Annotated in this window: 28 protein-coding genes; all 28 read left to right on the top strand. The window is 68.5% G+C overall.

Annotated features, from left to right (window positions below; all coding sequences use genetic code 11):
• Window positions 1-285: 285 nt before the first annotated feature.
• The 28 genes from DEJ11_RS16920 to rpsC all read left to right on the top strand — a co-directional run bounded on the left by DEJ11_RS16920 (window position 286) and on the right by rpsC (window position 26,910).
• Window positions 286-1,953 carry a GspE/PulE family protein gene (locus DEJ11_RS16920; protein ID WP_111023276.1) on the top strand — a complete coding sequence of 556 codons (1,668 nt, stop codon included), beginning with the start codon at window positions 286-288 and terminating at the stop codon, window positions 1,951-1,953.
• A 20-nt stretch (window positions 1,954-1,973) separates the two neighbouring features.
• Window positions 1,974-3,572, top strand: coding sequence for a type IV pilus twitching motility protein PilT (locus DEJ11_RS16915; RefSeq protein ID WP_284176636.1), 1,599 nt, complete (start codon window positions 1,974-1,976; stop codon window positions 3,570-3,572).
• Window positions 3,572-4,804 carry a type II secretion system F family protein gene (locus tag DEJ11_RS16910; protein WP_111023277.1) on the top strand — a complete coding sequence of 411 codons (1,233 nt, stop codon included), beginning with the start codon at window positions 3,572-3,574 and terminating at the stop codon, window positions 4,802-4,804. The genes DEJ11_RS16915 and DEJ11_RS16910 overlap by 1 nt, the downstream gene beginning before the upstream one ends.
• A 185-nt stretch (window positions 4,805-4,989) precedes the next feature.
• Window positions 4,990-5,412, top strand: a complete 423-nt coding sequence (locus DEJ11_RS16905) for a type II secretion system protein (RefSeq protein ID WP_276542140.1) — start codon at window positions 4,990-4,992, stop codon at window positions 5,410-5,412.
• 88 nt (window positions 5,413-5,500) lie between these two features.
• A complete protein-coding gene (locus tag DEJ11_RS16900; RefSeq protein ID WP_111038481.1) occupies window positions 5,501-6,844 on the top strand; it encodes a prepilin-type N-terminal cleavage/methylation domain-containing protein in 1,344 nt (447 codons plus the stop codon).
• Window positions 6,844-7,497, top strand: coding sequence for a PilW family protein (locus DEJ11_RS16895; protein WP_111102639.1), 654 nt, complete (start codon window positions 6,844-6,846; stop codon window positions 7,495-7,497). Before DEJ11_RS16900 ends, DEJ11_RS16895 begins: the two co-directional genes overlap by 1 nt.
• Window positions 7,494-9,362: a hypothetical protein gene (locus DEJ11_RS16890; RefSeq protein WP_146250002.1), complete on the top strand. Its 1,869-nt coding sequence runs from the start codon at window positions 7,494-7,496 to the stop codon at window positions 9,360-9,362. The genes DEJ11_RS16895 and DEJ11_RS16890 overlap by 4 nt, the downstream gene beginning before the upstream one ends.
• A complete protein-coding gene (locus tag DEJ11_RS16885) occupies window positions 9,359-10,222 on the top strand; it encodes a prepilin peptidase (protein WP_502866903.1) in 864 nt (287 codons plus the stop codon). The genes DEJ11_RS16890 and DEJ11_RS16885 overlap by 4 nt, the downstream gene beginning before the upstream one ends.
• 59 nt (window positions 10,223-10,281) lie before the next feature.
• Complete coding sequence (gene pilM, locus DEJ11_RS16880) at window positions 10,282-11,334, top strand: type IV pilus assembly protein PilM (protein ID WP_111102635.1); 1,053 nt, start codon at window positions 10,282-10,284, stop codon at window positions 11,332-11,334.
• Entirely contained in the window at window positions 11,331-12,107 is a 777-nt protein-coding gene (locus DEJ11_RS16875; RefSeq protein WP_146250001.1) for a PilN family protein, read from the top strand. Before pilM ends, DEJ11_RS16875 begins: the two co-directional genes overlap by 4 nt.
• 1 nt (window position 12,108) lies before the next feature.
• Window positions 12,109-12,843, top strand: a complete 735-nt coding sequence (locus DEJ11_RS16870; protein WP_111102631.1) for a hypothetical protein — start codon at window positions 12,109-12,111, stop codon at window positions 12,841-12,843.
• 161 nt (window positions 12,844-13,004) lie between these two features.
• The gene (locus tag DEJ11_RS16865; RefSeq protein ID WP_502866902.1) at window positions 13,005-13,613 is read left to right on the top strand and encodes a CBU_0592 family membrane protein; all 609 of its coding nucleotides are present in this window, start codon (window positions 13,005-13,007) and stop codon (window positions 13,611-13,613) included.
• 27 nt (window positions 13,614-13,640) lie between these two features.
• On the top strand, window positions 13,641-14,156 hold the full coding sequence (locus tag DEJ11_RS16860; RefSeq protein ID WP_111102626.1) for a DUF6121 family protein: 516 nt from the start codon (window positions 13,641-13,643) through the stop codon (window positions 14,154-14,156).
• 37 nt (window positions 14,157-14,193) lie between these two features.
• On the top strand, window positions 14,194-15,399 hold the full coding sequence (locus DEJ11_RS16855; RefSeq protein WP_111102624.1) for a hypothetical protein: 1,206 nt from the start codon (window positions 14,194-14,196) through the stop codon (window positions 15,397-15,399).
• 228 nt (window positions 15,400-15,627) lie between these two features.
• Window positions 15,628-15,996, top strand: coding sequence for a 30S ribosomal protein S12 (rpsL, locus tag DEJ11_RS16850; protein ID WP_017885540.1), 369 nt, complete (start codon window positions 15,628-15,630; stop codon window positions 15,994-15,996).
• A gap of 5 nt (window positions 15,997-16,001) precedes the next feature.
• Window positions 16,002-16,472: a 30S ribosomal protein S7 gene (gene rpsG / locus DEJ11_RS16845; protein ID WP_017885539.1), complete on the top strand. Its 471-nt coding sequence runs from the start codon at window positions 16,002-16,004 to the stop codon at window positions 16,470-16,472.
• Window positions 16,473-16,559: 87 nt separating this feature from the next.
• Complete coding sequence (gene fusA, locus DEJ11_RS16840; RefSeq protein ID WP_027466735.1) at window positions 16,560-18,677, top strand: elongation factor G; 2,118 nt, start codon at window positions 16,560-16,562, stop codon at window positions 18,675-18,677.
• 147 nt (window positions 18,678-18,824) lie between these two features.
• Window positions 18,825-20,012, top strand: a complete 1,188-nt coding sequence (gene tuf / locus DEJ11_RS16835; protein ID WP_027466734.1) for an elongation factor Tu — start codon at window positions 18,825-18,827, stop codon at window positions 20,010-20,012.
• A 173-nt stretch (window positions 20,013-20,185) separates the two neighbouring features.
• Complete coding sequence (locus DEJ11_RS16830; protein ID WP_111102622.1) at window positions 20,186-21,163, top strand: DNA topoisomerase IB; 978 nt, start codon at window positions 20,186-20,188, stop codon at window positions 21,161-21,163.
• Window positions 21,164-21,243: 80 nt separating this feature from the next.
• Window positions 21,244-22,071, top strand: coding sequence for a DarT ssDNA thymidine ADP-ribosyltransferase family protein (locus DEJ11_RS16825; RefSeq protein ID WP_084741336.1), 828 nt, complete (start codon window positions 21,244-21,246; stop codon window positions 22,069-22,071).
• Window positions 22,072-22,592: 521 nt separating this feature from the next.
• Window positions 22,593-22,901: a 30S ribosomal protein S10 gene (rpsJ, locus tag DEJ11_RS16820; protein WP_017885534.1), complete on the top strand. Its 309-nt coding sequence runs from the start codon at window positions 22,593-22,595 to the stop codon at window positions 22,899-22,901.
• A 13-nt stretch (window positions 22,902-22,914) separates the two neighbouring features.
• Window positions 22,915-23,571: a 50S ribosomal protein L3 gene (gene rplC / locus DEJ11_RS16815; RefSeq protein ID WP_027466731.1), complete on the top strand. Its 657-nt coding sequence runs from the start codon at window positions 22,915-22,917 to the stop codon at window positions 23,569-23,571.
• 2 nt (window positions 23,572-23,573) lie between these two features.
• Window positions 23,574-24,233: a 50S ribosomal protein L4 gene (gene rplD, locus DEJ11_RS16810; protein ID WP_027466730.1), complete on the top strand. Its 660-nt coding sequence runs from the start codon at window positions 23,574-23,576 to the stop codon at window positions 24,231-24,233.
• Window positions 24,230-24,529 carry a 50S ribosomal protein L23 gene (gene rplW, locus DEJ11_RS16805; RefSeq protein ID WP_027466729.1) on the top strand — a complete coding sequence of 100 codons (300 nt, stop codon included), beginning with the start codon at window positions 24,230-24,232 and terminating at the stop codon, window positions 24,527-24,529. Before rplD ends, rplW begins: the two co-directional genes overlap by 4 nt.
• A gap of 18 nt (window positions 24,530-24,547) precedes the next feature.
• Window positions 24,548-25,387, top strand: a complete 840-nt coding sequence (rplB, locus tag DEJ11_RS16800; protein ID WP_027466728.1) for a 50S ribosomal protein L2 — start codon at window positions 24,548-24,550, stop codon at window positions 25,385-25,387.
• An 11-nt stretch (window positions 25,388-25,398) separates the two neighbouring features.
• On the top strand, window positions 25,399-25,680 hold the full coding sequence (gene rpsS, locus DEJ11_RS16795) for a 30S ribosomal protein S19 (protein WP_017885529.1): 282 nt from the start codon (window positions 25,399-25,401) through the stop codon (window positions 25,678-25,680).
• A 25-nt stretch (window positions 25,681-25,705) separates the two neighbouring features.
• On the top strand, window positions 25,706-26,098 hold the full coding sequence (rplV, locus tag DEJ11_RS16790) for a 50S ribosomal protein L22 (protein WP_035809257.1): 393 nt from the start codon (window positions 25,706-25,708) through the stop codon (window positions 26,096-26,098).
• Window positions 26,098-26,910 carry a 30S ribosomal protein S3 gene (gene rpsC, locus DEJ11_RS16785; RefSeq protein ID WP_017885527.1) on the top strand — a complete coding sequence of 271 codons (813 nt, stop codon included), beginning with the start codon at window positions 26,098-26,100 and terminating at the stop codon, window positions 26,908-26,910. Before rplV ends, rpsC begins: the two co-directional genes overlap by 1 nt.
• The last annotated feature ends 1 nt before the right edge of the window (window position 26,911 follow it).

The raw sequence follows: 26,911 nt of genomic DNA, 5'->3' as shown, positions 1-26,911 counted from the left end.
TCTCCACGGACCGCTCGCCAGGACTCCGGCAGCCGTGCGGGGTCCGGGAGGCTGGCGGACATGCACCCTCCGACGGCCACCGCGAACCGGCCCAGGCGTCCCCCGGACCGGGGCCGAACCGGTCGTGGACCCCAGTTCTGGGTGCAGCCGGACCCCCTCCGCCCCCTCTTTCTGGGACTGCGGTCGGCGAGGGCCCCAGAAGTAGCGTGGTCGGGCGCCACATCCCTGGTGGCGCATCACCCGACGACGTCTCGCCGTGCGCGAGTCCAAGGAGGCACGGGACTCATGGCGACCCTGTCCGAGATCCTCATCCTGAACGGCGCCCTGCCCATCGAGCACCTCGATGCGATGACGGGTGACGAGGACCTCGACGAGCGCGCCATCCGTGGCCTGGTCGACCAGGGCGTCGTGAGCGAGGCCCAGTTCATCACCGCCCGGGCCGCGTCGAACAACTCACGCACCGTCCCGCTGAGCGACTACCCCGTCGACGGCACCGCGGTGTCGATCCTGCCGGCGGCCCTGTGCCGTCGTCACGGTGTGCTCGGCGTCGGGTTCGAGGGCGACCTGCTCATCCTCGCGATGGTGAACCCCACGAACGTGCTCGCCATCGACGACGCCCGGACGGCGTCTGGTCGCGCGATCAAGCCGCTGCAGGTCGAGGAGCGTGACCTCGTCGCTGCCCTCGACCGGTACCTGCGTGCCGACGACGAGCTGAACGACCTGACGTCGTCGCTGGAAGAAGAAGCATCGACGACCTCGAAGGCGCAGATCGACATCGCCGACGGCGCCCTCGACGACGTCCCGATCGTCCGGTTCGTGAACCTGCTCGTGTCGCAGGCCATCCAGGACCACGCGTCCGACATCCACATCGAGCCCGGCGAGCACGAGGTCCGGATCCGGTACCGCATCGACGGCGTGCTGCACGAGATGGCGCCGGCGCCGAAGAACATCCAGAACGGCGTGATCAGCCGCCTGAAGATCATGAGCGACATCGACATCGCCGAGCGTCGCAAGCCGCAGGACGGCCGCATGTCCGTGCGGCACGGCGGCCGGCAGATCGACCTCCGTGTCGCGACGCTGCCCACCGTGTGGGGCGAGAAGGTCGTCATGCGGATCCTCGACAACACGAACACCTCGCTGACCCTCAAGGACCTCAACCTCCTCGAGCAGAACTTCCAGGCGTACCAGCGGTCCTACTCGAAGCCGTACGGCATGATCCTGGTCACCGGTCCCACCGGTTCGGGCAAGTCGACGACGCTGTACACGACCCTCAACGCCGTGGCGAAGCCCGAGATCAACGTCATCACGGTGGAGGACCCGGTCGAGTACCGGATGGCCGGCATCAACCAGGTGCAGGTCAACCCGAAGGCCGGCCTGACGTTCGCCTCCGCGCTCCGCTCGATCCTCCGCTCCGACCCCGACGTCGTGCTGCTCGGTGAGATCCGCGACCACGAGACCGCCCAGATCGCGATCGAGGCGTCGCTGACCGGGCACCTCGTGCTCTCGACCCTGCACACCAACGACGCCCCGTCGGCCGTGACCCGTCTGACCGAGATGGACATCGAGCCGTTCCTGGTCGGGTCCGCCCTCGACTCCGTCGTCGCCCAGCGACTCGCCCGTCGGCTGTGCGACCGGTGCAAGGCGCCCGCCGTGTACGAGATCGAGCAGCTCCGGGCGCTCGGGTTCCTGGCCCCCGGCGACGAGATGCCCGCGTTCTTCGCCCCGGTCGGCTGCGCCGTCTGCTCGAACACCGGTTACCGCGGCCGCATCGCCCTGCACGAGGTCATGACCGTGACCGAGGAGATCGAGCGGCTCGCCGTCGGTCGTGCCTCGAGCGCGGAGATCAGTCGCGTCGCCCAGCAACAGGGCATGCTCACGCTCCGCCAGGACGGCTTCGAGAAGGTCAAGCTCGGCATGACGAGCGTCGACGAGATCCTGCGCGTCGTCGCGTGACCGGGGAACAGGACGAGCAGATGACCGACTCCGTGTACGACATCACCATGCCCGGCGACGAGCCCGTCGCCGGATGGCACCCCGGCACCCCGGGCGCCGAGGTCGGCTCTCGCCGTGCCGCGCGTCTGGCCGCGGCAGCCGCTACCCCGCCCGAGCAGGTCTACGACCTGACGGACGACTCGGCGGTGTGGCCCGCGCCCACCGGCACGGCCGTGGCGAGCCCGGTTGCCGGCCCCGTGGGTGGTCCGGTCGCTGCGCCCGTGGCGCAGTCCGCCACCGCTCCGGCGACGCCGCCCGCCGCGGTGCCGTCGTCGACCGCCACCTACGGGTACGCCGAGCCGGCGACCCAGCAGCTGCCGGCCATCGCCTACAGCGGCGCGCACCACGCCACACCGGCTGAGCCTGCTCCGACCCCGGCCCTCGCCGCGGCGTCGGCCGGTGACATCGACTTCGCCCGGCACGCACGAGAGGTCGCCGACCCCGACCTCATCACCGCACTCGCGCAGGTCGTCTACCAAGGGGCCTCCGACCTGCACGTCACGGCCGACGCCCCGCCCACCGTCCGCGTCGACGGCTCGCTCCGGCCGGCCGTGCCCGGAGGCGCGTGGTCGCGCGGCAAGGTCATCGCGGCACTCAAGACGCTGCTGTCCGTCGAACAGGCCGGGCAGTTCGACCACGACCAGGAGCTCGACTTCGCGTACTCGCTGTCGCCGGAGTACCGCTTCCGCGTGAACTACTACCAGCAGCGCGGCAACTGGGGCGCCGCGTTCCGCATCATCCCCACCAGGATCAAGACGCTCAAGCAGCTCGGCATCCCCGCGCACGTCGGTGACTTCGCCGGCCTGCCCCGTGGCCTGGTCCTCGTCACCGGCCCGACCGGGTCGGGCAAGTCGACCACCCTCGCGGCGCTCATCGACCTGGTCAACGAGAGCCGTGCCGACCACATCGTCACGGTCGAGGACCCGATCGAGTTCATGCACGACCACAAGCGGTCGATCATCAACCAGCGCGAGGTCGGCGCCGACACCCACTCCTTCGCCTCGGCGCTCAAGCACGTGCTGCGGCAGGACCCCGACGTCATCCTGATCGGTGAGCTCCGCGACCTCGAGACCATCTCCGTCGCGCTGACCGCCGCCGAGACCGGTCACCTGGTGTTCGCCACCCTGCACACGCAGAGCGCACCCGGCACGATCGACCGCGTCATCGACGTCTTCCCGCCGCACCAGCAGGGGCAGATCCGCACCCAGCTCGCGGCCACCCTGCAGGGTGTCGTCTGCCAGACCCTCGTCCCGAAGGCCAACGGCGTCGGCCGGGTCGTCGCCACCGAGATCATGACGATCACCCCGGCCATCGGCAACCTCATCCGCGAGGGCAAGACGTACCAGATCACCTCCGCCATGCAGGCCGGCCGTGACCTCGGCATGCACACCATGGACCAGGACCTCGCCGAACTGGTCAACGTCGGCACGATCTCGCGCAAGGCCGCGATGGAGAAGGTGCACGACGAAGAGGGCTTCGACCGGCTCGTCCAGCGCGTCGAGTCCCCGTCCGACTCCTCGGCCGCTGCGATCGCCGCCAGCGGCATCGACTTCGGCGACAAGTTCTCCGGAGGCTACTGATGTCACTCGCGTTCGACTACCGCGGGCGCGACGGCGCCGGGAAGCTCGTCAAGGGCCGCCTCGACGCCGCGTCCGAAGGGGCCGTCGTCCAGCGCCTCAGGGGCATGGGCGTCTCACCGATCGCCATCACCGAGGCGAAGGCCGGCACCGGGCTCCAGACCGAGATCAAGATCCCCGGGTTCGAGAAGGGCGTCGGCCTCAAGGACCTCGCGATCATGTCGCGACAGGCCTCGACGATGCTCACCTCGGGGCTCTCGCTCCTGCGGACCCTGACGATCCTGTCCGACCAGACCGAGAACAAGAAGCTCAAGGACATCCTCGGCAAGGTCCGCGACGACGTCGAGCGCGGTGTCTCGTTCTCCGACGCCGTCGCGAAGTACCCGGTCGACTTCCCGCCGATCATGATCAACATGATCCGTGCGGGGGAGACCGGCGGGTTCCTCGACCAGGCCATGGACTCCATCGCGACGAACTTCGAGAAGGAGCACAAGCTCCGCTCGACGATCAAGTCGGCGATGACCTACCCGGTGGTCGTGCTCGTGATGTCACTGGTGGCGGTCGCCATCATGCTCATCTTCATCGTCCCGATCTTCCAGGACATGTTCTCGTCGCTCGGCGGCACGCTCCCGCTGCCGACGCAGATCCTCGTGACGCTGTCACACGCCATGCGGTACGTCGCGATCCCGCTCGCGATCGTCGTCGTGCTGGCGTGGCTCTGGTGGCGAGCGAACAAGAACACCGAACGCGTCCGAGCGTTCATCGATCCGATCACCCTGAAACTGCCGGTCTTCGGCCCGTTGCAGAAGAAGATCGTCATTGCTCGGTTCGCTCGCAACTTCTCGAACATGATCGGCGCCGGTGTTCCCATTCTGCAGGCATTGCGGATCGTCGGGGAAGTGTCGAACAACTTCGTCGTGAAGCGCGCGCTCGACAATGTCGCAGAGGCGGTGCGGAAAGGTGAATCAATCGCGGTGCCGCTCGCCGCACAATCGGTTTTCCCGGCAATGGTCACGCAGATGGTCGCGGTCGGTGAAGACGCCGGTTCCCTCGAGATCATGCTCGAGAAGATCGCGGTGTTCTACGACGCCGAGGTCGAGGCGACCACCGACGCCCTCACCTCGCTGATCGAGCCGCTGCTCATCGCGTTCCTTGGCGTTGTGGTGGGCGGGATGATCATCGCGCTCTACATGCCGATCTTCCAGATCACCAACGTCGTGCAGAACGCTTCCTAGTCATTCCACCCCCATGCGGGGGCATTGTCCATATCGCCCCTCCCCCGCACTGGGGGTGTTTTGTGCCCAGCATGGCCCCCGTTCTCGGGATTGGCCGCTCGATGTGCCCCCAATACGCTGATCTGCGGCGGCCGAGCAAGCCCCGAAATCATTTCCCCGACATTCCCCGCAGAATGGAAACAACCATGTACTTCGCTCTCATGGGCAAGCTCGACGCTCGCCGCAAGGGTCTCCTGAAGGACGGCGAGAAGGGCTTCACGCTCATCGAGCTCCTCGTCGTCGTCATCATCATCGGCATCCTCGCCGCGATCGCCATCCCGGTGTACATCGGCGTGCAGAACAACGCGAAGGACTCGGCAGTCAAGTCCGACGTCACCAACGCGAAGACCGCCGTGGTGAGCATCGCGACGTCCGGCACCGGCGCCTTCCCGGACACTGCCGACCTGACCACCACGGACTACAAGAACGCCGGGGCGACCAAGAGCTCGAACACCACCGCCATCACGTACAAGAAGACCACCGACGGTTTCTGCATCCAGGGCACGAGCTCGACCAACAAGACCTTCGTTGCCAACGAGACCGACGGCGTGAAGGCCGGTACCTGCTGACACTCGCTGTGAACTGTGTGGGCGCCGCCTCGTCGAGGCCGGCGTCCACACGAGCATCGGAACGACCACTGCAGCAAGAAGGGACGCCATGATCTCGCGCATCGCCGAGCGACTGCGTTCCGCACGGGACAACGAGGACGGCTTCACGATCATCGAGGTGATGGTCGCGATGACGATCTTCGCCCTGATCGCCGCCGGGATCGCCGCCGGCATCGCTGCTTCACTGGTGCTGTCGAAGGACACCCGTGCGCGCGAGGTCGCATCGACGATCGCGATGGAGGACATCGACGACCTCCGGGACACCCCGAGCATCTTCAACGTGAAGAGCGGCACCGCGACCAAGCAGGTCGGCAATCAGGTCTTCGACCTGACCCGGAAGGTGTCGTGGACCCGGTCGTCCGGCGCGGCCACCGCCTGCGGCACGGGCGACGGCAGCCTGTCGTACAAGGCCGTGACGGTCACGGTGCGGTGGAAGACCAGCGCTGCAGCGTCCGGGACCCAGCAGGTCGAGATGTCGAGCGCCATCGCTCCACTCACGAACATCAACTCGGACACCACGGGCTCGATCCTCGTCGGCGTGACGAACGCGAACGGGATCGGCGTCTCCGGGATCGTGCCGACCGTGAGCGGTGGCCCCGCCGGGGTCACGTTCCCGGCGACGGACGCGGAGGGCTGCACCTACGTGGCCGGCGTCGCGCCGGGGACCTACAAGGTGTCGGTCGCCCGCACCGGGTACATCGACTCGACCCAACAGCCGAGTCCGTCGTCGCAGTCGGTGACGGTGTCGGTCGGGAGCTCCGGTGCCGCCGCCTTCACCTTCGACAAGGTGACGACCTACTCGTTCAAGTACGTGACCTCGCCGGCCTCGTCCGCGATCCTGCCGACGAACCTGCCCTTGTCGATCACCAACGGGACGTCGGGCACGACCGTGTTGGACCCCGCCCCGACGAGCGCGGCCCTGTTCCCGTTCCCCTCGGGGTACCAGGCGGTGGCCGGGTTGTACTCCGCTGACGTGTCGTCCGACGCCGCAGCGACCTGCCTCGGCCCGGAACCAGGCGCCTGGACGACCGCCAACAAGGCCGGCAAGAAGGGGACGGCGACGGAGTTCAAGGACGCGACCGGGCCGATCCCGATCAGCATGGGCGCGATCACGCTCGCCAAGCCGGACAAGGCGCTCTTCATCACCGCGAAGACCACCACAGCCGTGAACGGCGATCCCGGCTGCGCGAAGGGGATGACCCTGAGCTTCCCGAAGCCGACGTCCGACAGCATGACGATCGCCCTGCCGTGGGGAACCTGGAAGCTGTTCACGGGCGGCACTGCGGGCGCGGCGACGACGCCGCTCGCGCTCACCGCCACCAACACCGCGATGGTCAGCAACGGTGCCGTCACCGGTGGCGTCGTCCTCGTCGACCCGAGGCCGGCCAGCTGATGCGCGCGCTCCTCCGTCGTCTGCGAGTCGACCAACGCGGGATCACGCTCGTGGAGCTCCTCGTCGCCATGCTCGTGACGTCGCTGCTGCTCACCCTGGTCGGGAGCTTCTTCGTGTCGATCTCGAAGGCGCAGCGCACGGTGTCCTCGGTCAACGACAGCACCCGACAGGGCACCACGTCGATGACGCAGCTCAGCCGGTACCTGCGTGAGGCCTCGCGGTGGCAGGTGAGCAAGACGGTCAGTGCGCCGGCGTTCGTGAGCGCCACTGGCAGGAGCGTGCAGTTCTACTCGGGTGTCGACCTGTCGAGTGCACGGGCCGGGCTCACCAAGGTGACGGTCGACGTCGTGTCGAACCGGCTGCGCATGCAGCTGCAGCGGGGCGACTGCCCGGCCGGCGGGTACTGCACGTTCACCGGTGCCACCCGGACGCTGTGGCTCGCCGACGTGGTCCGGGCAGGCACGCTCTTCTCGTACGTCAACGCGGACAACGGTCCCGTGTCCGCGCCGGCGAACGCCACCTACGACACGATCCGGTCCGTCCGCGTGGCGCTGACCGTGGGGTCGACGGGCGGCGTGACCGTCAACGACAGCACGTTCCAGGCCACCATCAACCTGCGCAACCTCGACTACGGCGCAGCCACGGAGTCATGATGCTCATCCGGATCCTCCGAGGCCTGCGTGCCCGAGACGACGAACGCGGGGTCGCCCTCGCGGCCGTCATCGGGATCGGTGCGGTGCTCATGATCGTGCTGTCCCTCGTCGTCGCCACCGCGACGAGCGGTGCGACGAAAGCGACGACCGACACGAACTACAACAAGGCGATCGCGGCCGCGTACGCGGGTCTCTCCGACTACCAGGGCCGCCTGGCAGCCGACAACGCCTACGTCAAGTACGGCGTGCGCACCGCGTTCTCGTCGACGAGCACGTACACGGCAGATCCGGCGAACAAGGCCTTCGGCACCGCGAAGGACGGCTCGTGGGCGAACGTGGTCGGGAGCACCGACCAGTCCTACCGGTACGAGGTCGACAACTCCGACTACTCGACGACCGGCAAGGTCCGCCTGCGCGTGACGGGGAAGGCCGGTGCCACGACGAGGACCATCGTCGTGGACCTCCGCGGCGACGGCTTCGTCAACTACCTGTACTTCACGAACTACGAGTCCCAGGACCCGAGCCTGACGAACGCCGGCTGCGTCTCGAACCACCGCAACGACGACGACTGGAGCTCCAGCAGCAGCTGTGAAGCCGTCACGTTCGCCAACGGTGACGTCCTCGACGGGCCGGTCCGGTCGAACGACGTCATCACCGCCTGCGGAGCGACGTTCAACTCGAGCGTGCAGGACACGGGGCCCGACGACTTCTTCTACACGAGCAAGGCGACGACCATCGACTCCGCCTGCCGCTCGTCCACGAAGTTCATCAGCGGGAGGATCAAGAACGTCGGGACGCTCCCCATGCCGAGCACCAACGCGAACATGAAGCAGGAGGCACGGACCGACATCCCCGAGAAGGTGGCGAAGCCCGGGTGCCTGTACACCGGTCCGACGTCCATCACGTTCCTCGCCGGGGGCAAGATGCGCGTGGTCTCACCGTGGACCATCTCCACACAGGTCAAGGGCAACGCCAACGGCAGCGCCATCGCACCGGGCCCGGGGAACGACGCCCTGTGCGGCTCAGTCGCTGCTCTCCGGGGAACCGGTGCCGTCGTCCCCACGCTGCCCGCGAACCTGGTCTACGTGCAGAGCGTGCCGTCGACGGTCGGTGACCCGAACTACTGGGCGTCCAGCGCCACACCGTCCGGCACGGTCAACGGGACCGTGAACGCGGGTTCGCCGGTCTACTGCCAGCAGACGGTCAAGTCGGGGACCTCGACGAGTTCGGACTACGGCAACGGCCTGGGGTACCCGCTCAACGGCGAGTTCACCGGAACGCGCGGGGATGCCGGGTACTACGGGTGCCGCAGCGGTGATGCCTTCGTGTCCGGATCCTTCGGCGGACAGATGACCCTCGCCGCGGAGAACTTCCTGTACGTGACCGGAAACATCGTCTACCAGAACGGCCGGACCTCCGACGACATGCTCGGGCTCGTCGGGCAGAAGGCGGTCTCCGTCTACAACCCCGTGTCGTGCTCGAGCTACTCCGGCTGGTCGAACACGGTGTGCAACACGGGCAGCAGCTCCTACTCGACGAACACGGCGCCGACCAAGAACATCGAGATCGACGCAGCCATCGCCAGCAACCTCGGCACGTTCAACGTCCAGAACAGCCAGTACGGGTCGAACCTCGGCATCCTCACGATCTACGGATCGATCGCCCAGCAGTTCCGCGGCTCGGTCCGCACCTCGTACGGCAACGGCCTGCTGACGGGGTACGCGAAGGCGTACTCGTACGACAGCAGACTCAAGTCCTCGGCCCCGCCCAAGTTCCTGCAGCCGGTCTCGACCACGTACGGCGTGACGACCGAGACCGAGTCGGCCACGGCCTTCCGCGCCGACGGCACTCCGACGGGGAAGTGACCGTGGCGTCCTTGGCCTCGGTGGCGCCCCTCGTCGCCGCGCTGGTCGGCGTGCTCGGTCTCGCGATCGGGTCGTTCCTGAACGTCGTCGTGTACCGCGTGCCCGCGGGCATGTCCGTCGTCGCGCCGGCCAGCTCCTGCCCCCGATGCGGTCACGCGATCCGAGGTCGCGACAACGTGCCCGTGATCTCCTGGCTCGTCCTGCGCGCCCGGTGCCGCGACTGCGGCGCGCCCATCTCGGCCCGGTACCCGCTCGTCGAAGCCGCCACGGGCCTCCTGTTCGTCGCGGTGACGCTGCTCTCGGTCCTCGTACCGTGGTCGCCGCTGGCGGCGCCGGACGGCGTCCCCGGAACGATCCACGCTGCGATCCTGCTCGTCGCACTCCTGTACCTGATGGCGATCAGCATCTCGTTGACGCTCATCGACCTCGACACCCACACGTTGCCGAACCGGATCGTGCTGCCGGCCTACATCGTGCTGCCCGTGCTCCTGCTGGCGGCGTCGGCGGTGTCCGGCGACTGGGGCGCCGCGCTCCGGGGGCTCATCGGCCTGGTCGTCCTCGGCGGCGTCTACCTCGTGCTCGCGCTGGCGGTGCCCGGCGGGATGGGGCTCGGTGACGTGAAGCTCGCCGGCGTGCTCGGCCTCGTGCTGGCGTACCTCGGATGGGGACCCCTCGCAGTGGGTTCTTTCGCGGCGTTCCTGCTCGGAGGTACCTTCGCAGTCGTCCTCCTGGTCGTGCGCCGGGCGGGCCGTCGCAGCGGGATCCCGTTCGGCCCCTGGATGCTCGCGGGTGCCTGGCTCGGCATCGCCGTCGGTGCCCCCGCATGGGACGGCTACCTGCGCCTCCTCGGACTCGCCTGACGCCTCGTCGCGCGCTGACCCACCAGACCGACCCGAAGACGGTCACGGAAGGACCACCCATGTCGAAGAGCATCGTGGGCGTCGACATCGGCGCCGCCGCGATCCGTGCTGTCGAGGTCCAGGACGCCGACAAGCCGAGACCGACGATCCTGCGGTTCGCCGAGGTTCCCGTGCCCCCGGGCGCGACGAAGCAGGGGGAGGTGCTCGAGCCGAACACCGTCGCGGGTGCGCTCCGACAGCTCTGGTCGCTCGGGCGCTTCCGCTCGAAGGACGTCGTGCTCGGCATGGGCAACCAGCGCGTGCTGTCGCGCGACCTGACGGTCCCGAAGGCCCCCATCGCGCAGATCCGTGAATCGTTGCCCTTCCAGGTGCAGGACATGCTCCCGGTGCCCGTGGGCGACGCCATCCTCGACTTCTACCCGACCAGCGAGGAGACGGGGGAGAACGGCCCCACCGTGAGCGGTCTCCTCGTCGCCGCGGTGAAGGACGCCGTGCTCGCCAACGTCCGCGCGGTCCAGAACGCCGGGCTCAAGCCGGTCGGTGTCGACCTCATCCCGTTCGCCCTGGCACGTGTCCTCGCGCCGGCGAACCGATCGGGCACCGTGGCCATCGTCGAGTGCGGCGGCAACACGACGACCGTCGTCATCGTCACCGACGGCGTCCCGAAGTTCGTCCGTATCGTGCCGACCGGCGGCGATGACATCACGCGGCTCCTCGCCGGCCGGCTGACGATCGACGAGGGAGCGGCGGAAGCCGTCAAGCGCCACCTGGGCATGGATCCGGAGCAGGCGCGGACCGGCGACGACGCGCTCGCGGTCGCGGCGGTCCGCGAGACGATGGGCGAACTGCTCTCGAGTCTCCGCAACACCGTCAACTACTTCGTCAACACCCACCCTGCCGAGCCCGTGGGCGAGATCCTGCTCTGCGGCGCTGCAGCTGCGCTCCCCGGTTTCGCCGCAGCGCTCTCGGAGTTCACCCGGACGCCCGTCCGGTTCGGGGCGCCGTTCGCCAACGTCGCGCTCGCGAAGTCCATCCGGGTCGAGGACCTGCACGCGCACGGCGCATCGATCGCCGTGGCATGGGGACTCGCCGCGGGAGGGAAGGCAGCATGAGCCAGTCGACCAAGTCGAAGCCCTCGCGCTCTGGACGGAGTCGCCGCCGAGGAGTGGCGCCCGACCCCGCCCTGCGAGTCGCCGCCGAGACCGCGGAGCGCGTCAGGCGTCAGCGTCGGACCACCCCCAGCGAGATCGTCGTCGGGGGCCGCCCCAGCGTCGACCTCCTGCCCACCGAGGTCCTCGCCGACCGACGCAGCAGCCGTGTCGTCCGTCGGATGTGGGCGGGCGTGGTCCTCGTGGCGATCGTGGTCGGGATCGCGACCGCCGGAGCCAGCCTCCTGTCCAGCCAGGCCCACGACGACCTGACCCACGCGCAGGACGAGACCCTGTCACTCCTGCAGCAGCAGGCGAACTACCGCGAGGTCCGGGACACGGAGGCCGGTACCGCGCTGCGTGAAGCCGCGCAGTCGGTCGGCGGGGCCACGGAGATCGCCTGGCAGCCGTACCTCGCTTCGCTGAAGGCATCGCTCCCGGCGGGAGTCGAGATCACCGGCGTCGCGATCGACTCGGCCACGCCGCTGGAGACCTACGCGCAGGCCGACACCCCGCTCCAGGGGCAGCGTGTCGCGACCCTGACCATCGACGCGCAGAGCCCGACGCTGCCGTCCGTTCCGTCGTGGCTCGATGCCGTCAAGGGACTCAAAGGCTTCGTCGACGCGACCGCGAACTCGGTCACGCTCGACCCGACGACGGGCACGTACACGGTGAACATGACGATCCACGTCGACCAGGCCGCCTTCGACGGCAAGTACCAGGACAAGGGCGAGTGAGATGACCCGCAACCGACTCAACATGCTCCTCGCCGTCGTGGCGATGGTCGTGGTGGCACTCGCCGGGTTCTTCCTCGGCGTGCAGCCACATCTCGCACAGGCCGCGAGTGACCGTACCGACCAGGTGTCGGTGGACGCGACGAACCGGACGACGGCGGCGGAACTCGCCCGGCTCAAGGACCGCGCGAAGTCCCTGCCGGCGATGAAGGCGGAACTCGCGGAGCTCACCACCTCGGTGCCGTCGAGTGCGAACATGTCCTCCTTCTACGGCGCAGTCGACGGCGTGGCAGCCCGGGCGGGCGTGAAGGTGTCCGCGATCACGACGTCCGACGCTGTGGCGTACACCGCCCCCGTCGCAGCCTCGACTGCCGCGGGCACCGAGGACTCGTCGGCCTCCGCGACGGACGAGGCGACGGATGAGGCGACGGACGAGGCGACGCCTGAGCCGACCGCGGCATCCACCGGCGCCGCGACGGTGCCCGTGACCGACCCGGCGATCTCGGCCGCGAACTTCTCGGCCATCCCCGTCTCCGTGTCGGTCGACGGGTCGTTCGACCAGGCCCTGTCCTTCGTCGGGGGCATGCAGGACGGCGCTCGACTCTTCCTGGTCACCACGGTGTCGTCCTCCATCTCGCAGGACTCGACCGACCCGGCCGCGGCGGCTGCGACGACGTGGACGTTCGGTGGCTACGTGTACGTCCTGACCGCCGACTCGGACACCGCCACGAAAGGCTGACCCGACCCCCGCGGACTGGGGTCGGCCGCGCCACGCCGAACCCACTTCCGCGACAGCCGTCGTTGTGATTACGATGCACCAGACGCCGTGATCGCGGCTGCTCATCCCCGCTCGAACGGTCGGCTCGAACCGGCCGTTCCTCGTCGTGCCCGGAGTCGCGCGTGTTGGTCGGAATCGTGGAATTCCTGGGTTGGTTCGGTGCAGTAACCGTTCTAGCTGGTTACATCTTGTTCTCCACCGGCAAGATCCCGAACGGCCCGCTCTACCAGCTGTTCAACCTCGTCGGCGGGCTCGCAGTGGCCATCAACGTCGCCGCGCACCACGCCGTCCCCTCGACCATCGTCAACGGGATCTGGGCGATCGTCGCCGTCGTCGTCCTGGTGAAGATGGGCCGAGCGCGCCGCGCGACGAAGCGCGACGGATCCGTGTCCACCGAGCCGCCGGTCCTGCACGCTGAACCGGCCGCGACCACCGGGGTCCTGCCGGTCATCGGCCCGGCGCTGCGTGACCACGAGCCGGAGGGCAGCGCCGAGGCGGACGCCGCCACGGGCCTCCAGTCCGACGTCCCGACGGACGAGACGGACGAGACGGACGAGACGGCCGCGACGATGCCGGATTCCGCGCCCGCGCCCGCCCCCATGACGGAGACCGTCCCGATCATCACGGCGACGATCGCGCTCGCCCTGGTCGCCGCAGCGCAGGAGCAGTCCGACCTGGCGGACCGTCGCGAGCACGCGGACGACACGGACCACGCCGAACCCGCTCGCTGACCAGCCGGTCGACGATACGATCGGCGCATGTCCCGGTGGTTGATCGCGACGATGACGTCCGTCCTCTTCATCGCGCTCGTGATCGCCGTCACGGGCTTCGAAGCCCTGCTCGCCGACGTCGAGGTCATCTCGCAGCCCGACGCCACCCCGTACCTCGGGCCCGCGATGGTGGTCGGTGGCGCGGTGGTGGTCTTCCTCGCGACCGCGGCCGGCGTGCGCGACGGCAACCCCGGGGTCACCGCGCTGGTGGCCGCGGCGACGGTCTACCTGGTCATGCTCGGCGTCGGAGCCGTGGGCTACGCGCTCGTCCGCTCGGACGCGACGGAGCTCCTCGTCTTCCCCGCGGGGTACGCCCTCGGGCCGTTCGTGGTCGGGTCCGTCGTGGTGGCGCTCCTGTCGGTGCTCGGCGGGATCACGATGGCTCGCCACCAGGCACGGACCGATGGCGGCTCGGGCGCGGCCGGGACGGCGCGTCTGGACGGGCCTGACGAGCGCTCCGGGCCCGACCGGACGAACGCGGGCGAGGAACCCGCCGGACGGTAGTGTTCGCAGGGCACGACGCACACGCAACGGGGGAACGATGAGCGACCAGCACGCGCAGGATCCGGACCAGCAGGGCGGCTGGGGTGCCGTCCCGCCGGTGGCCTCGATCCGTGGAACCGACGGAACGTCCGGGGCAACGGCCCAGGGGTTCGGTCCGGGTCCCGGCGCAGGAGCCCCCGGATTCCCCGGGATGCCCGGACCGGTGCCGCAGCGTCCTCGCCGGAAGCTCCGCCGCGGTCAGCTCATCGGCATCATCTCGGGCGGCACGGCGGTCGTCCTGCTGCTCGTGGCCGGTGTCGTCGGGTACTCGGTCGGTTCCTCCTCGCACTCGGCGGACCGCCCGGTGCGGGCGTTCCTCGACGACCTGACGGCCGGACGCGTGGCCGACGCCCTCGACGACGCGGGCATCGAACGCGAGAAGACCGACGTGCTCCTCGGCGAAGCCGCCTACGCGAAGGCATCGGACAAGGTCACCGGCTACCGCGTCGCCGCGACGCGGACGGACGGCGACACCGCGACGGTCCGCGCGTACCTGCGCCAGGGCGGGCAGGACGTCGCTGCGACCTTCACGCTGGACAAGACCGGGACGGACTGGGGTGTGTTCCCGATCTGGGAGCTGCAGGCCCCCGAGCTCGGGTCGGTCGCCGTCGCCGTGCGGGGGCCGTCCGGTGCGGCGGTCACCGTCGCCGGCCGGAACGTGGAGACCGCGAAGGACGGCACGGTGAGCCTCCGCGCGCTGCCAGGCACGTACGACGTCGCCTTCGACGGCGGCAAGTGGACCACGGCCCGTGGGGGATCGGCGAGCGTCAGCGGGTTCGGTCGGTCGACCTCGACCCCGGTGCAGATGACCACGACCCTGACCACCGCCGGGCAGCAGGCCGCCAAACGGGCGGTGGACGACTGGGTGGACGGCTGCATCGCCTCCACCGACGCCGCCCCCGCCGGGTGCAGCTTCTACGCGTACGGGCAGAACCCGGCGTACACGTACTCGAACCAGAAGTGGACGCTCGAGACGCGGCCGACGGTCCGGGTCGGCAGCTGGACGACGAACGGCTGGTTGATCACGACGACGGCACCCGGCCGGGCGAAGTACACGGCCGACATCTCGGGGGCTGCCGGCACCGGAACGGCCTCCGCGGGGCCGCTCAACGTGAACGCGAGCGGGTACGTCACGGGCTTCTCGAGCGACGGCGCCACGTTCCGCTCGGCGGTGGGCAACGGGTCGTCCGACACCGGCTCATGACGGTGTCGGTTCCCGGGGTGACCCGGATTGATTTCGTCCCGTTACGCGGGTAGTCTCTACCGGGTGTGCGCCCTCGGGCGCGCCCGAAAAGTCCGGCGAGCGGGATCGCCCAGCCGGACCACTCCGTCCCCCACTCGAACACCCGCCGTCCGGCGGTGCTCAGCGTGGGACGAGGAAGCCGGCGGAACGCGCCGGCCAGAGAGCACGAGCGAAGAACCAGGAGAACAGTTGCCTACTATTCAGCAGCTGGTTCGCAAGGGTCGCACGCCGAAGGTCACCAAGACCAAGGCGCCCGCCCTGAAGGCGAACCCCCAGCAGCGTGGTGTGTGCACCCGCGTCTACACCACCACCCCCAAGAAGCCGAACTCGGCACTGCGCAAGGTCGCTCGTGTCAAGCTCTCGAACGGCACCGAGGTCACGGCCTACATCCCCGGTGAGGGCCACAACCTCCAGGAGCACTCGATGGTGCTCGTCCGCGGCGGTCGTGTGAAGGACCTCCCGGGTGTGCGGTACAAGATCATCCGTGGCGCCCTGGACACCCAGGCAGTCAAGAACCGTAAGCAGGCTCGTAGCCGCTACGGCGCGAAGAAGGGTTGAGTTAGATGCCTCGTAAGGGTCCCGCCCCCAAGCGTCCCGTCGTCGCCGACCCGGTCTACGGTGCGCCGATCGTCAGCCAGCTCGTCAACAAGATCCTGCTCGACGGCAAGAAGGGCCTCGCCGAGCGCATCGTCTACGGTGCACTCGAGGGCGTTTCCGCCAAGAACCAGCAGGACGCCGTCGTGACGCTGAAGAAGGCGCTCGACAACGTCCGTCCGACCCTCGAGGTCCGTAGCCGCCGCGTCGGTGGCTCGACCTACCAGGTCCCGGTCGAGGTCAAGCCGCACCGCGCGAACACCCTCGCGCTCCGTTGGCTCACCTCGTACGCCAAGGCCCGTCGCGAGAAGACGATGACCGAGCGTCTCATGAACGAGATCCTCGACGCGTCGAACGGTCTCGGTGCCGCGGTCAAGCGCCGCGAGGACACGCACAAGATGGCCGAGTCGAACAAGGCCTTCGCCCACTACCGCTGGTAGTCCCGGCACCGTCCGGGTGCCGGTGGTCAGGAACCCCGGCGCCCGGACGGCCGCCAACCTCTCCTACAACTCTTCCGGAGGAACCCTGTGGCACAGGACGTGCTCACCGACCTGAACAAGGTCCGCAACATCGGCATCATGGCGCACATCGATGCCGGCAAGACCACGACGACCGAGCGCATCCTGTTCTACACGGGCATCACGCACAAGATCGGTGAGGTCCACGACGGCGCTGCCACGATGGACTGGATGGCGCAGGAGCAGGAGCGCGGCATCACGATCACGTCGGCCGCGACGACCTGCTTCTGGGACAACAACCAGATCAACATCATCGACACCCCCGGTCACGTGGACTTCACGGTCGAGGTGGAGCGCTCGCTCCGCGTCCTCGACGGTGCGGTCGCCGTCTTCGACGGCAAGGAGGGCGTCGAGCCCCAGTCCGAGACCGTCTGGCGTCAGGCCGACAAGTACGACGTCCCGCGTATCTGCTTCGTCAACAAGATGGACAAGCTGGGCGCCGACTTCTACTACACCGTCGACACCATCGTGAACCGCCTCGGCGCGGAGCCCCTCGTGCTCCAGCTGCCGATCGGCTCCGAGAGCTCGTTCGAAGGCGTCGTCGACCTCGTCCAGATGCGTGCACTCACCTGGCGCGGCGACGCCAAGGGTGACGTCGCGATGGGCGCGAAGTACGAGATCGAAGAGATCCCGGCCGACCTGCAGGACCGCGCCGCCGAGTACCGCGAGAAGCTCATCGAGCGCGTGGCCGAGGCGGACGACGTCCTCATGGAGCGCTACCTCGAGGGCGACACCGACTTCTCGGTCGCCGAGATCAAGGCAGCCATCCGTGCCCTCACGGTGAGCAGCACGCTCTACCCGGTCCTCTGCGGTTCCGCGTTCAAGAACCGTGGTGTCCAGCCGATGCTCGACGCCGTCATCGACTACCTCCCGTCCCCGCTCGACGTGCCGCCGATGATCGGCCACGACGTCAAGGACGAGGAGAAGGAGATCATCCGCAAGCCCGACGCGTCGGAGCCGTTCTCGGCCCTCGCGTTCAAGGTCGCGGTGCACCCGTTCTTCGGTCGTCTGACCTACGTGCGCGTCTACTCCGGCTCGATCGAGTCCGGTGCCCAGGTCATCAACTCGACCAAGGGCAAGAAGGAGCGCATCGGCAAGATCTTCCAGATGCACTCCAACAAGGAGAACCCGGTCGCCAACGTGACCGCTGGCCACATCTACGCGGTCATCGGCCTCAAGGACACCACCACCGGTGACACCCTGTGCGACCCGACCAACCAGGTCGTCCTCGAGTCGATGACGTTCCCGGAGCCGGTCATCGAGGTCGCCATCGAGCCGAACACGAAGGCCGACCAGGAGAAGCTCTCCACGGCCATCCAGAAGCTCGCTGAAGAGGACCCGACGTTCCGCGTCGAGCTCAACGCCGAGACCGGTCAGACGACGATCAAGGGCATGGGCGAGCTCCACCTCGACATCCTCGTCGACCGCATGAAGCGTGAGTTCCACGTCGAGGCGAGCGTCGGCAAGCCCCAGGTGGCCTACCGCGAGACGCTCACCAAGATCGTCGAGCGCTACGACTACACCCACAAGAAGCAGACCGGTGGTTCCGGCCAGTTCGCGAAGGTGCAGATCGCGCTCGAGCCGATGGAGGTCACGAGCGAGAAGGTCTACGAGTTCGTCAACGCGACCTCCGGTGGCCGTGTCCCGCGCGAGTACATCCCGTCGGTCGACGCCGGTATCCAGGACGCCATGCAGGTCGGCATCCTCGCGGGCTACCCGACGGTCGGCGTGAAGGCCATCCTCAAGGACGGCGCGGCGCACGACGTCGACTCGTCCGAGATGGCGTTCAAGATCGCCGGTTCGATCGCCTACAAGGAAGCGGCTCGCAAGGCCGGTCCGGCGATCCTCGAGCCGATCATGGCCGTCGAGGTCCGTACTCCTGAGGAGTACATGGGCGACGTCATCGGTGACCTGAACTCCCGTCGTGGCCAGATCGCCTCGATGGAGGACGCCTCGGGCGTCAAGGTGGTCCGCGCGAGCGTGCCGCTGTCCGAGATGTTCGGCTACGTCGGCGACCTGCGGTCGAAGACCTCTGGTCGTGCGGTCTACTCGATGACCTTCGAGACCTACAGCCAGGTCCCGGCCAAGGTCGCCGAGGAGATCATCGCGAAGAACGCGGGGGAGTAGCGCTCAGCGCTTCTCCACAGGCGGGGGCGCCCGGCGACGGGCCCCTCGCCACCAAGTAAAGTACAGACACACACCGCGCACCAACGGTCCCGAGCCCATCCAGGGCCGGCCGGGGGTGACGCTTCCGAGTCCTGAGGAGGACCCACAGTGGCCAAGGCCAAGTTCGAGCGCACCAAGCCGCACGTCAACATCGGAACCATCGGTCACGTCGACCACGGCAAGACCACGCTCACGGCGGCGATCACCAAGGTTCTGCACGACCAGTACCCGGACCTCAACGAGGCCCGCGACTTCGCGCAGATCGACAACGCTCCCGAGGAGCGCCAGCGCGGCATCACGATCAACATCTCGCACGTCGAGTACCAGACCGAGAAGCGTCACTACGCGCACGTCGACGCCCCCGGTCACGCCGACTACGTGAAGAACATGATCACGGGTGCGGCACAGATGGACGGCGCGATCCTCGTGGTCGCCGCCACCGACGGCCCGATGCCCCAGACGCGCGAGCACGTCCTGCTCGCCCGCCAGGTCGGCGTCCCCTACATCGTCGTCGCACTGAACAAGTCCGACATGGTGGACGACGAGGAGATCCTGGAGCTCGTCGAGCTCGAGGTCCGCGAGCTCCTCGGCTCGCAGCAGTTCGACGAGGACGCCCCCGTCGTGCAGGTCTCGGCGCTCAAGGCGCTCGAGGGCGACGAGAAGTGGGTCAAGTCGGTCCAGGACCTCATGGCCCAGGTCGACGAGCACGTGCCGGACCCGGTGCGCGCCACCGACCAGCCGTTCCTGATGCCGATCGAGGACGTCTTCACGATCACCGGTCGTGGCACGGTCGTCACCGGTCGCGTCGAGCGTGGCACGCTCAACCTGAACGCCGAGGTCGAGATCGTCGGCATCCGCGCGACGCAGAAGACCACGGTCACGGGCATCGAGATGTTCCGCAAGCTGCTCGACCAGGCGGTCGCCGGTGACAACACCGGTCTGCTCATCCGTGGCCTCAAGCGCGAGGACGTGGAGCGCGGCCAGGTCGTCGTGAAGCCGGGTTCGGTCACGCCGCACACCGAGTTCCAGGCGAACGCGTACATCCTGACCAAGGACGAGGGTGGGCGTCACAACCCGTTCTACGCGAACTACCGCCCGCAGTTCTACTTCCGCACCACGGACGTCACCGGCGTCATCACGCTGCCCGAGGGCACCGAGATGGTCATGCCCGGTGACACCGTCGCCATGACGGTCGAGCTGATCCAGCCGATCGCCATGGAAGAGGGCCTCCGTTTCGCCATCCGTGAGGGTGGTCGTACGGTCGGTGCCGGTACGGTCGAGAAGATCATCAAGTAACTCCGGTTCCTTGCGACAGCGGGGTCGGGCCTTCGGGCCCGGCCCCGCTTCGTCGTACGCGGCCACTGGCGGGCCGTACAGGGCGCCGGACAGGAGGCCCGTGGCAGCGCCCGCCACGGGCCTCCTGTCCGCCCCGTGACCCGTCACAGGCGACACGGAGTTGGCTCGACCGCGTGACCCGCCTCCGCAGATCCGCGACGTCCGGTCGCGGCTACCACCGCGTCCGTTCCGGACGCGGTTTCTCGTTCCGCGACCCCGACGGCAACACCGTGACCGATCCGGACGAGCGCCGTCGACTCGAGGAGTTCGTGATCCCGCCGGCGTGGGACGACGTCTGGATCTCCCCGTACGCGAACGGCCACATCCTGGCCACGGGTACGGACGGTGCGGGGCGCCGCCAGTACATGTACCACCCGTCCTGGCGCGAACGGATGGACCGGATCAAGTACGACCGTGCGCTGGCACTGGCGGAGTCGTTGCCGGTCGCCCGCCGCGGTGTCACGCAGGACCTCCGTCGCCCCGAGCCGGACCGCCGCCGTGCGCTGGCCGCAGCGTTCCGCATGCTCGACCAGGGGTCCCTCCGGGTCGGGTCCGAGCGGTACGCCACCGAGCACGGCAGTCGGGGGCTGTCCACGCTGCTGTGCGCGCACGCCCACGTGTCGGGCGACGACATCGAGCTCGACTTCCCCGGCAAGAGCGGGCAGGAGTGGTCGTCGTCGATCCACGACCACGACCTGGCGCGGGTCATCGCCGGCATGAAGCGTCGCGGGCCCAACGCGCGGTTGCTCTCGTTCCGCGAGCGTCGCGGTGCGGAGTGGGAGCCGCTCTCCGCCGAGGACATCAACGCGTACGTCAAGGAACGCGCGGGCGACGAGTTCACCGCGAAGGACTTCCGGACGCTGCACGGGACGGTCGCGGCCGCGGTCGACCTGGCGAAGACCGGACCGCAGTCGTCCCAGTCCAAGCGGAAGAAGGCCGTCTCGCACGCCGTGAAGGCCGCCAGCGACGAACTCGGCAACACCCCGACGGTGTGCCGACAGAGCTACATCGACCCCCGGTTGCTCGACGCGTACGACCACGGCGAGACCATCGATCCGAACCGCCTGGCGTCCGCCGAGGCCGAGGTCCGGGCACTGCTCTACCGACAATGACCCGGGGGCCGTCCGGATGACGTAGCGTTGGTCGACGTGCCGGACCACCCCCACACGGCACGGAAGGACCCACAACAGTCGTGACCGACGAGTGCATCCACGGATTCCCCACCGAGCTCTGCGACATCTGCGCACCCCGGCAGCGCGAGGCGTCGGAGATCCCAGCCACCCCGGCTCCCCGCCGGACCCGCATCACCACCAACCTGCGCGTCGACCCGCCGGCCTCCGGGCCCGGGACGTCGCTCCGGTCGCCGACGTCGCTCCGTTCGTCGTCCGCCGACCTGCCCGAAGCACGTGAGTTCGCAGCGCTCCGCGCCCACCACGTCACCCACATCGACAACCTCGACGGCATCGTCGGCGCCGGCGCGATCCTGGCGTCCGACCAGGCCGAGCCGGTCGTGGACGTCAGTTCCGCCGACACCCGCGCCGCCCGCGCCGAGGCCGAGGCGCCCGACGGCTCCTCGATCGCCGGCCACGTGCCGTTCACGCTGTCGCCCGACGCCACCCGCTGGGACGAGCTCCGTACCGGTGCCGAGGGCGAGCGCTGGTCGGACGCCGCCCGCCGCACCCGGGCGATCGACTACGTCGTGCTCGTCGTGCCCGTCTCCGCGTTCGGTGCCTCGGTGATCGTCGCCGACCAGGACGCCGACGCCGACGACGTCCGGTTCGCCGTCGGTCCCGACGCCGGCACGAACCTGATCCGTCGCACCGACTTCACGGACCCGGAGATGCACGGCCTCGAGCTGCTCGCCGGACCGAGCGTTCCGTTCACGTCGGTCGCGGTCATCGGCGTGCCGAACGACAAGGCCCGGCAGACCGTCCGCGCCGTGCTCGCCGACCACGGTGGACACGCTCCGCGAGTGGCCGTCTTCCCGCCGTGGTTCGTGCCCCCGGTGACCGCCGAGTGACGGTCTCCTGACCCGTGTCGACGCACCCTCCGGACCCCGTCCGGAGGGTGCGTCGCGTTGCGGGGCCGAGCCGGGCCTCCAGGCCGTCCGATCCGCGTGGATCCGGGCAAGCGAGCCGGCGGGACACGCCCGGTAATTCGCGACACGCCCGGGTTGCACGTGGGCCGGGGCTATGCGAGACTTGTCCGGTTCCGAATTCCCCGTGGGTGTACGCCCACAGGATCACTGCTCTGGCAGTGCACAACCCCCTTGTTCAGCAGGGCTGGGTTGGGCCGCAGGCAGCAGAACACGACTCCCCGAAGGGTGACGGACGCGGTATACCACTGCTGCGCCCGGAGCACGAGGCAGTCGATTGCCCACGCTGGACGGCCACGGTCGCCCGCGAGGTTGACAGGTGAACAGCGGTCATCCCCAGTGGATGCGGCCGGTTGGTTCAGGAAAACAGCACGGTCCGCAGGAATGCGGAACCGAGCGGCGTCAGGCGGCCAGAGGGTGCGCGGCGCAGAGAGGACAAGAGACACATGGCGGGACAGAAGATCCGCATCCGGCTCAAGTCGTATGACCACGAGGTCATCGACACGTCGGCCCGGAAGATCGTCGACACGGTGACCCGTGCCGGTGCAACCGTGGTCGGCCCGGTGCCGCTCCCCACCGAGAAGAACGTGATCGCAGTGATCCGTTCCCCTCACAAGTACAAGGACTCGCGCGAGCACTTCGAGAAGCGCACGCACAAGCGGGTCATCGACATCGTCGACCCGACGCCGAAGGCCGTTGACTCGCTCATGCGACTCGACCTGCCGGCAGACGTCAACATCGAGATCAAGCTGTAAGGGGGGCTGACCAATGGCGAACTCAACCAAGACCGTCAAGGGCCTCCTCGGCAAGAAGCTCGGGATGACCCAGGTGTGGGACGAGAACAACAAGTTCATCCCCGTCACCGTGATCGAGGTCGGCCCGAACGTGGTCACCCAGATCCGCAACGCGGAGCGCGACGGCTACGAGGCGATCCAGATCGCCGCCGGTGCCATCGACCCGCGCAAGGTCAACAAGCCGGCCGCTGGCCACTTCGAGGCCGCTGGCGTGACCCCGCGTCGCACCCTCACCGAGATCCGTACCAACGACTCCGCTGAGTACACGCTCGGCCAGGAGCTCACCGTGGACGGCACGTTCACGGCGGGCCAGAAGGTCGACGTCGTCGGTACCTCCAAGGGCAAGGGCTTCGCCGGTGTCATGAAGCGCCACGGCTTCCACGGCGTCGGCGCCTCGCACGGTGCGCACCGCAATCACCGCAAGCCCGGCTCGATCGGTGCTTCCTCGACCCCGTCGCGCGTCTTCAAGGGCATGCGCATGGCTGGTCGTATGGGTGGCGACCGCGTGACCGTCCTCAACCTCACGGTGCACGCCGTCGACGCCGAGAAGGGTCTGCTGCTCGTCAAGGGCGCCGTCCCCGGTGCTCGTGGCCGCTCCGTCTTCGTCCGCACCGCCGTGAAGGGTAAGTGATCATGGCCACCACGACCGCAACCACGATCGACGTCCTCGACGCATCGGGTGCCAAGTCCGGCACCGTCGAGCTCCCCGCAGCTCTCTTCGACGTCGAGACCAACGTCCCGCTGATCCACCAGGTCGTCACCGCGCAGCTCGCAGCCGCGCGTCAGGGCACCCACAAGACCAAGAACCGTGGCGAAGTCCGCGGTGCCGGTCGCAAGCCGTTCAAGCAGAAGGGCACCGGCCGCGCCCGTCAGGGTTCCGTCCGTGCTCCGGAGCACACCGGCGGTGGCGTCGTCCACGGACCGACCCCGCGCGACTACTCGCAGCGCACCCCGAAGAAGATGATCGCCGCTGCTCTGCTCGGCTCGCTCTCGGACCGCGCCCGCGGTGGCCGCATCTCCGCTGTGGAGGGCTTCGTCGCGGCTGAACTGCCGTCGACCAAGACCGCCCGCACGCTCCTCGAGAAGGTCGCGCCCGTCAAGAACGTGCTCGTCGTGCTCGAGACGGACGACGAGCTGACGCTCAAGTCGATCCGCAACCTGTCGAACGTCCACGCGCTCTCGTACGGCCAGCTCAACGCCTACGACGTGCTGCGTTCGGACGCCGTCGTCTTCAGCAAGAGCGCCCTCGACGCCTTCATCGCGTCGAAGACCGCGAAGGAGATCACCGCATGAGCGGCTTCAACAAGGACCCGCGCGACGTCATCATCTCGCCGGTCGTCTCGGAGAAGAGCTACGCGCTCATCGACCAGGGCAAGTACACGTTCATCGTGGACCCCCGCTCGAACAAGACCGAGATCAAGCTCGCCATCGAGAAGATCTTCGACGTCAAGGTCGCGAGCATCAACACGCTGAACCGCCCGGGCAAGACCCGTCGCACCAAGTTCGGTCTCGGCAAGCGCAAGGACACCAAGCGCGCCATCGTGACGCTCAAGTCCGGTTCGATCGACATCTTCACGGCTGTCGGCTGAGGACCAGAGGGATAAATCATGGCTATTCGTAACTACAAGCCGACGACCCCCGGTCGTCGCGGCTCGTCGGTCGCCGACTTCGCTGAGATCACCCGTTCGACTCCGGAGAAGTCACTGCTTCGTCCGCTGCCGAAGACCGGTGGTCGCAACAGCTCCGGCCGTATCACCACGCGTCACATCGGTGGTGGCCACAAGCGCCAGTACCGCGTGATCGACTTCCGTCGCTCCGACAAGGACGGCGTCGACGCCAAGGTCGCGCACATCGAGTACGACCCCAACCGCACTGCGCGCATCGCGCTCCTGCACTACGTGGACGGCACGAAGCGGTACATCATCGCGCCGAACAAGCTGAAGCAGGGCGACGTCATCGAGCAGGGCCCCGGCGCCGACATCAAGCCCGGCAACAACCTGCCGCTGCGCAACATCCCCGTGGGTACCGTCGTGCACGCCATCGAGCTCCGCCCCGGTGGCGGCGCCAAGATGGCTCGCTCCGCCGGCGCCTCGGTGCGTCTCGTCGCCAAGGACGGCCCCTACGCGCAGCTCCGTCTGCCGTCGGGCGAGGTCCGCAACGTCGACGCACGCTGCCGCGCCACGATCGGCGAGGTCGGCAACGCCGAGCAGTCGAACATCAACTGGGGCAAGGCCGGCCGCATGCGCTGGAAGGGCGTCCGCCCGACCGTCCGTGGTGTCGCCATGAACCCGGTCGACCACCCGCACGGTGGTGGTGAGGGCAAGACGTCCGGTGGTCGTCACCCGGTCAGCCCCTGGGGCCAGTCCGAGGGCCGTACGCGCAAGCCGAACAAGCCGAGCGACAAGCTCATCGTCCGTCGCCGTAACGCCGGCAAGAAGCGCAAGTAGGAGTTCAGAAGATGCCACGCAGTCTGAAGAAGGGCCCCTTCGTCGACGAGCACCTGCTCCGCAAGGTCGTCACGCAGAACGAGGCCAACACCAAGAACGTGATCCGTACGTGGTCGCGTCGGTCGATGATCGTCCCGAACATGCTCGGGCACACCATCGCCGTCCACGACGGCCGCAAGCACATCCCGGTGTTCGTCACCGAGTCGATGGTCGGTCACAAGCTCGGCGAGTTCGCGCCGACCCGCACCTTCCGTGGTCACGTGAAGGACGACAAGAAGGGCCGTCGCCGCTGAGGCGGCGACGCAGAGGAGGAACGAAATGGTGGAGTCGATCGCACGCGTGCGACACATCCGCGTCACGCCTCAGAAGGCCCGTCGCGTCATCGAGCTGATCCGCGGCAAGCAGGCCCACGAGGCCCTCGCCATCCTGAAGTTCGCCCCCCAGGGCGCTTCGGAGCCCGTGTACAAGCTGGTCGCTTCGGCGATCGCGAACGCACGGGTCAAGGCGGACTCGACGAACAGCTTCCTCGACGAGCGCGACCTCTACGTGAGCCGCGTCTTCGTCGACGAGGGCACGACCCTGAAGCGGTTCCAGCCGCGCGCCCAGGGCCGCGCCTTCCGCATCAACAAGCGCACCAGCCACATCACGGTCGTCCTCGCGACGCCCGACGAGGCCGAGGTTGCCGCGACGAGCAAGAAGGCGAGCAAGTAATGGGCCAGAAGGTCAACCCGTACGGCTTCCGTCTCGGGATCACGACGGACCACGTCTCGCACTGGTTCACCGACAGCAAGAAGGCCGGTCAGCGCTACGCCGACTACGTGGCCGAGGACATCAAGGTGCGCGAGTACCTGAAGAAGACCCTCGACCGCGCCGGCGTCGCACGCATCGAGCTCGAGCGCACCCGTGACCGTGTCCGCGTGGACATCCACACGGCGCGTCCGGGCATCGTCATCGGCCGCCGCGGCGCCGAGGCGGAGCGCGTTCGCGGTGAGCTCGAGAAGCTCACCAAGAAGCAGATCCAGCTGAACATCCTCGAGGTCAAGAACCCCGAGACCGAGGCCCAGCTCGTCGCGCAGGGCATCGCCGAGCAGCTCTCCGCTCGTGTCGCGTTCCGTCGCGCCATGCGCAAGGGCCTGCAGGGTGCACAGCGCGCCGGCGCCAAGGGTGTCCGCATCCAGGTGTCGGGTCGTCTCGGCGGCGCCGAGATGTCGCGTTCGGAGTTCTACCGCGAAGGCCGTGTGCCGCTGCACACCCTCCGCGCGAACATCGACTACGGCTTCTACGAGGCCCGGACCACGTTCGGCCGCATCGGCGTGAAGGTCTGGATCTACAAGGGCGACATCACGAACAAGGAGCTCGCTCGCGAGCAGGCGAACCAGCGTTCGTCGCGCCCGGAGCGTCGTGGCGGCCCGCGCGGTGAGCGTGGCGACCGTGGCGGCGACCGTCGTGGCGGCGACCGCGGTGACCGTCGTCCGCAGCAGGCCCCGCAGGACGCGCCGGCCGGCGCAGGAGTTGAGGCGTAAC

The organism is Curtobacterium sp. MCLR17_058 (assembly GCF_003234705.2).
Lineage (GTDB): Bacteria > Actinomycetota > Actinomycetes > Actinomycetales > Microbacteriaceae > Curtobacterium > Curtobacterium flaccumfaciens.
Note: the sequence above shows the minus strand (reverse complement) of the source record. Positions and strands in the feature narration are given on the sequence as shown.

Coding starts and splice junctions, on each gene's coding strand:
- rplV (WP_035809257.1), top strand. CDS start 25,706: ATGGTGGAGTCGATCGCACGCGTGCGACACATCCGCGTCACGCCTCAG.
- DEJ11_RS16895 (WP_111102639.1), top strand. CDS start 6,844: ATGCGCGCGCTCCTCCGTCGTCTGCGAGTCGACCAACGCGGGATCACG.
- DEJ11_RS16915 (WP_284176636.1), top strand. CDS start 1,974: ATGACCGACTCCGTGTACGACATCACCATGCCCGGCGACGAGCCCGTC.
- DEJ11_RS16900 (WP_111038481.1), top strand. CDS start 5,501: ATGATCTCGCGCATCGCCGAGCGACTGCGTTCCGCACGGGACAACGAG.
- rpsS (WP_017885529.1), top strand. CDS start 25,399: ATGCCACGCAGTCTGAAGAAGGGCCCCTTCGTCGACGAGCACCTGCTC.
- DEJ11_RS16870 (WP_111102631.1), top strand. CDS start 12,109: ATGACCCGCAACCGACTCAACATGCTCCTCGCCGTCGTGGCGATGGTC.
- rpsJ (WP_017885534.1), top strand. CDS start 22,593: ATGGCGGGACAGAAGATCCGCATCCGGCTCAAGTCGTATGACCACGAG.
- rplD (WP_027466730.1), top strand. CDS start 23,574: ATGGCCACCACGACCGCAACCACGATCGACGTCCTCGACGCATCGGGT.
- pilM (WP_111102635.1), top strand. CDS start 10,282: ATGTCGAAGAGCATCGTGGGCGTCGACATCGGCGCCGCCGCGATCCGT.
- rplC (WP_027466731.1), top strand. CDS start 22,915: ATGGCGAACTCAACCAAGACCGTCAAGGGCCTCCTCGGCAAGAAGCTC.
- rpsG (WP_017885539.1), top strand. CDS start 16,002: ATGCCTCGTAAGGGTCCCGCCCCCAAGCGTCCCGTCGTCGCCGACCCG.
- DEJ11_RS16890 (WP_146250002.1), top strand. CDS start 7,494: ATGATGCTCATCCGGATCCTCCGAGGCCTGCGTGCCCGAGACGACGAA.
- DEJ11_RS16920 (WP_111023276.1), top strand. CDS start 286: ATGGCGACCCTGTCCGAGATCCTCATCCTGAACGGCGCCCTGCCCATC.
- rpsC (WP_017885527.1), top strand. CDS start 26,098: ATGGGCCAGAAGGTCAACCCGTACGGCTTCCGTCTCGGGATCACGACG.
- rplW (WP_027466729.1), top strand. CDS start 24,230: ATGAGCGGCTTCAACAAGGACCCGCGCGACGTCATCATCTCGCCGGTC.
- DEJ11_RS16910 (WP_111023277.1), top strand. CDS start 3,572: ATGTCACTCGCGTTCGACTACCGCGGGCGCGACGGCGCCGGGAAGCTC.
- DEJ11_RS16905 (WP_276542140.1), top strand. CDS start 4,990: ATGTACTTCGCTCTCATGGGCAAGCTCGACGCTCGCCGCAAGGGTCTC.
- DEJ11_RS16860 (WP_111102626.1), top strand. CDS start 13,641: ATGTCCCGGTGGTTGATCGCGACGATGACGTCCGTCCTCTTCATCGCG.
- rplB (WP_027466728.1), top strand. CDS start 24,548: ATGGCTATTCGTAACTACAAGCCGACGACCCCCGGTCGTCGCGGCTCG.
- DEJ11_RS16855 (WP_111102624.1), top strand. CDS start 14,194: ATGAGCGACCAGCACGCGCAGGATCCGGACCAGCAGGGCGGCTGGGGT.
- DEJ11_RS16875 (WP_146250001.1), top strand. CDS start 11,331: ATGAGCCAGTCGACCAAGTCGAAGCCCTCGCGCTCTGGACGGAGTCGC.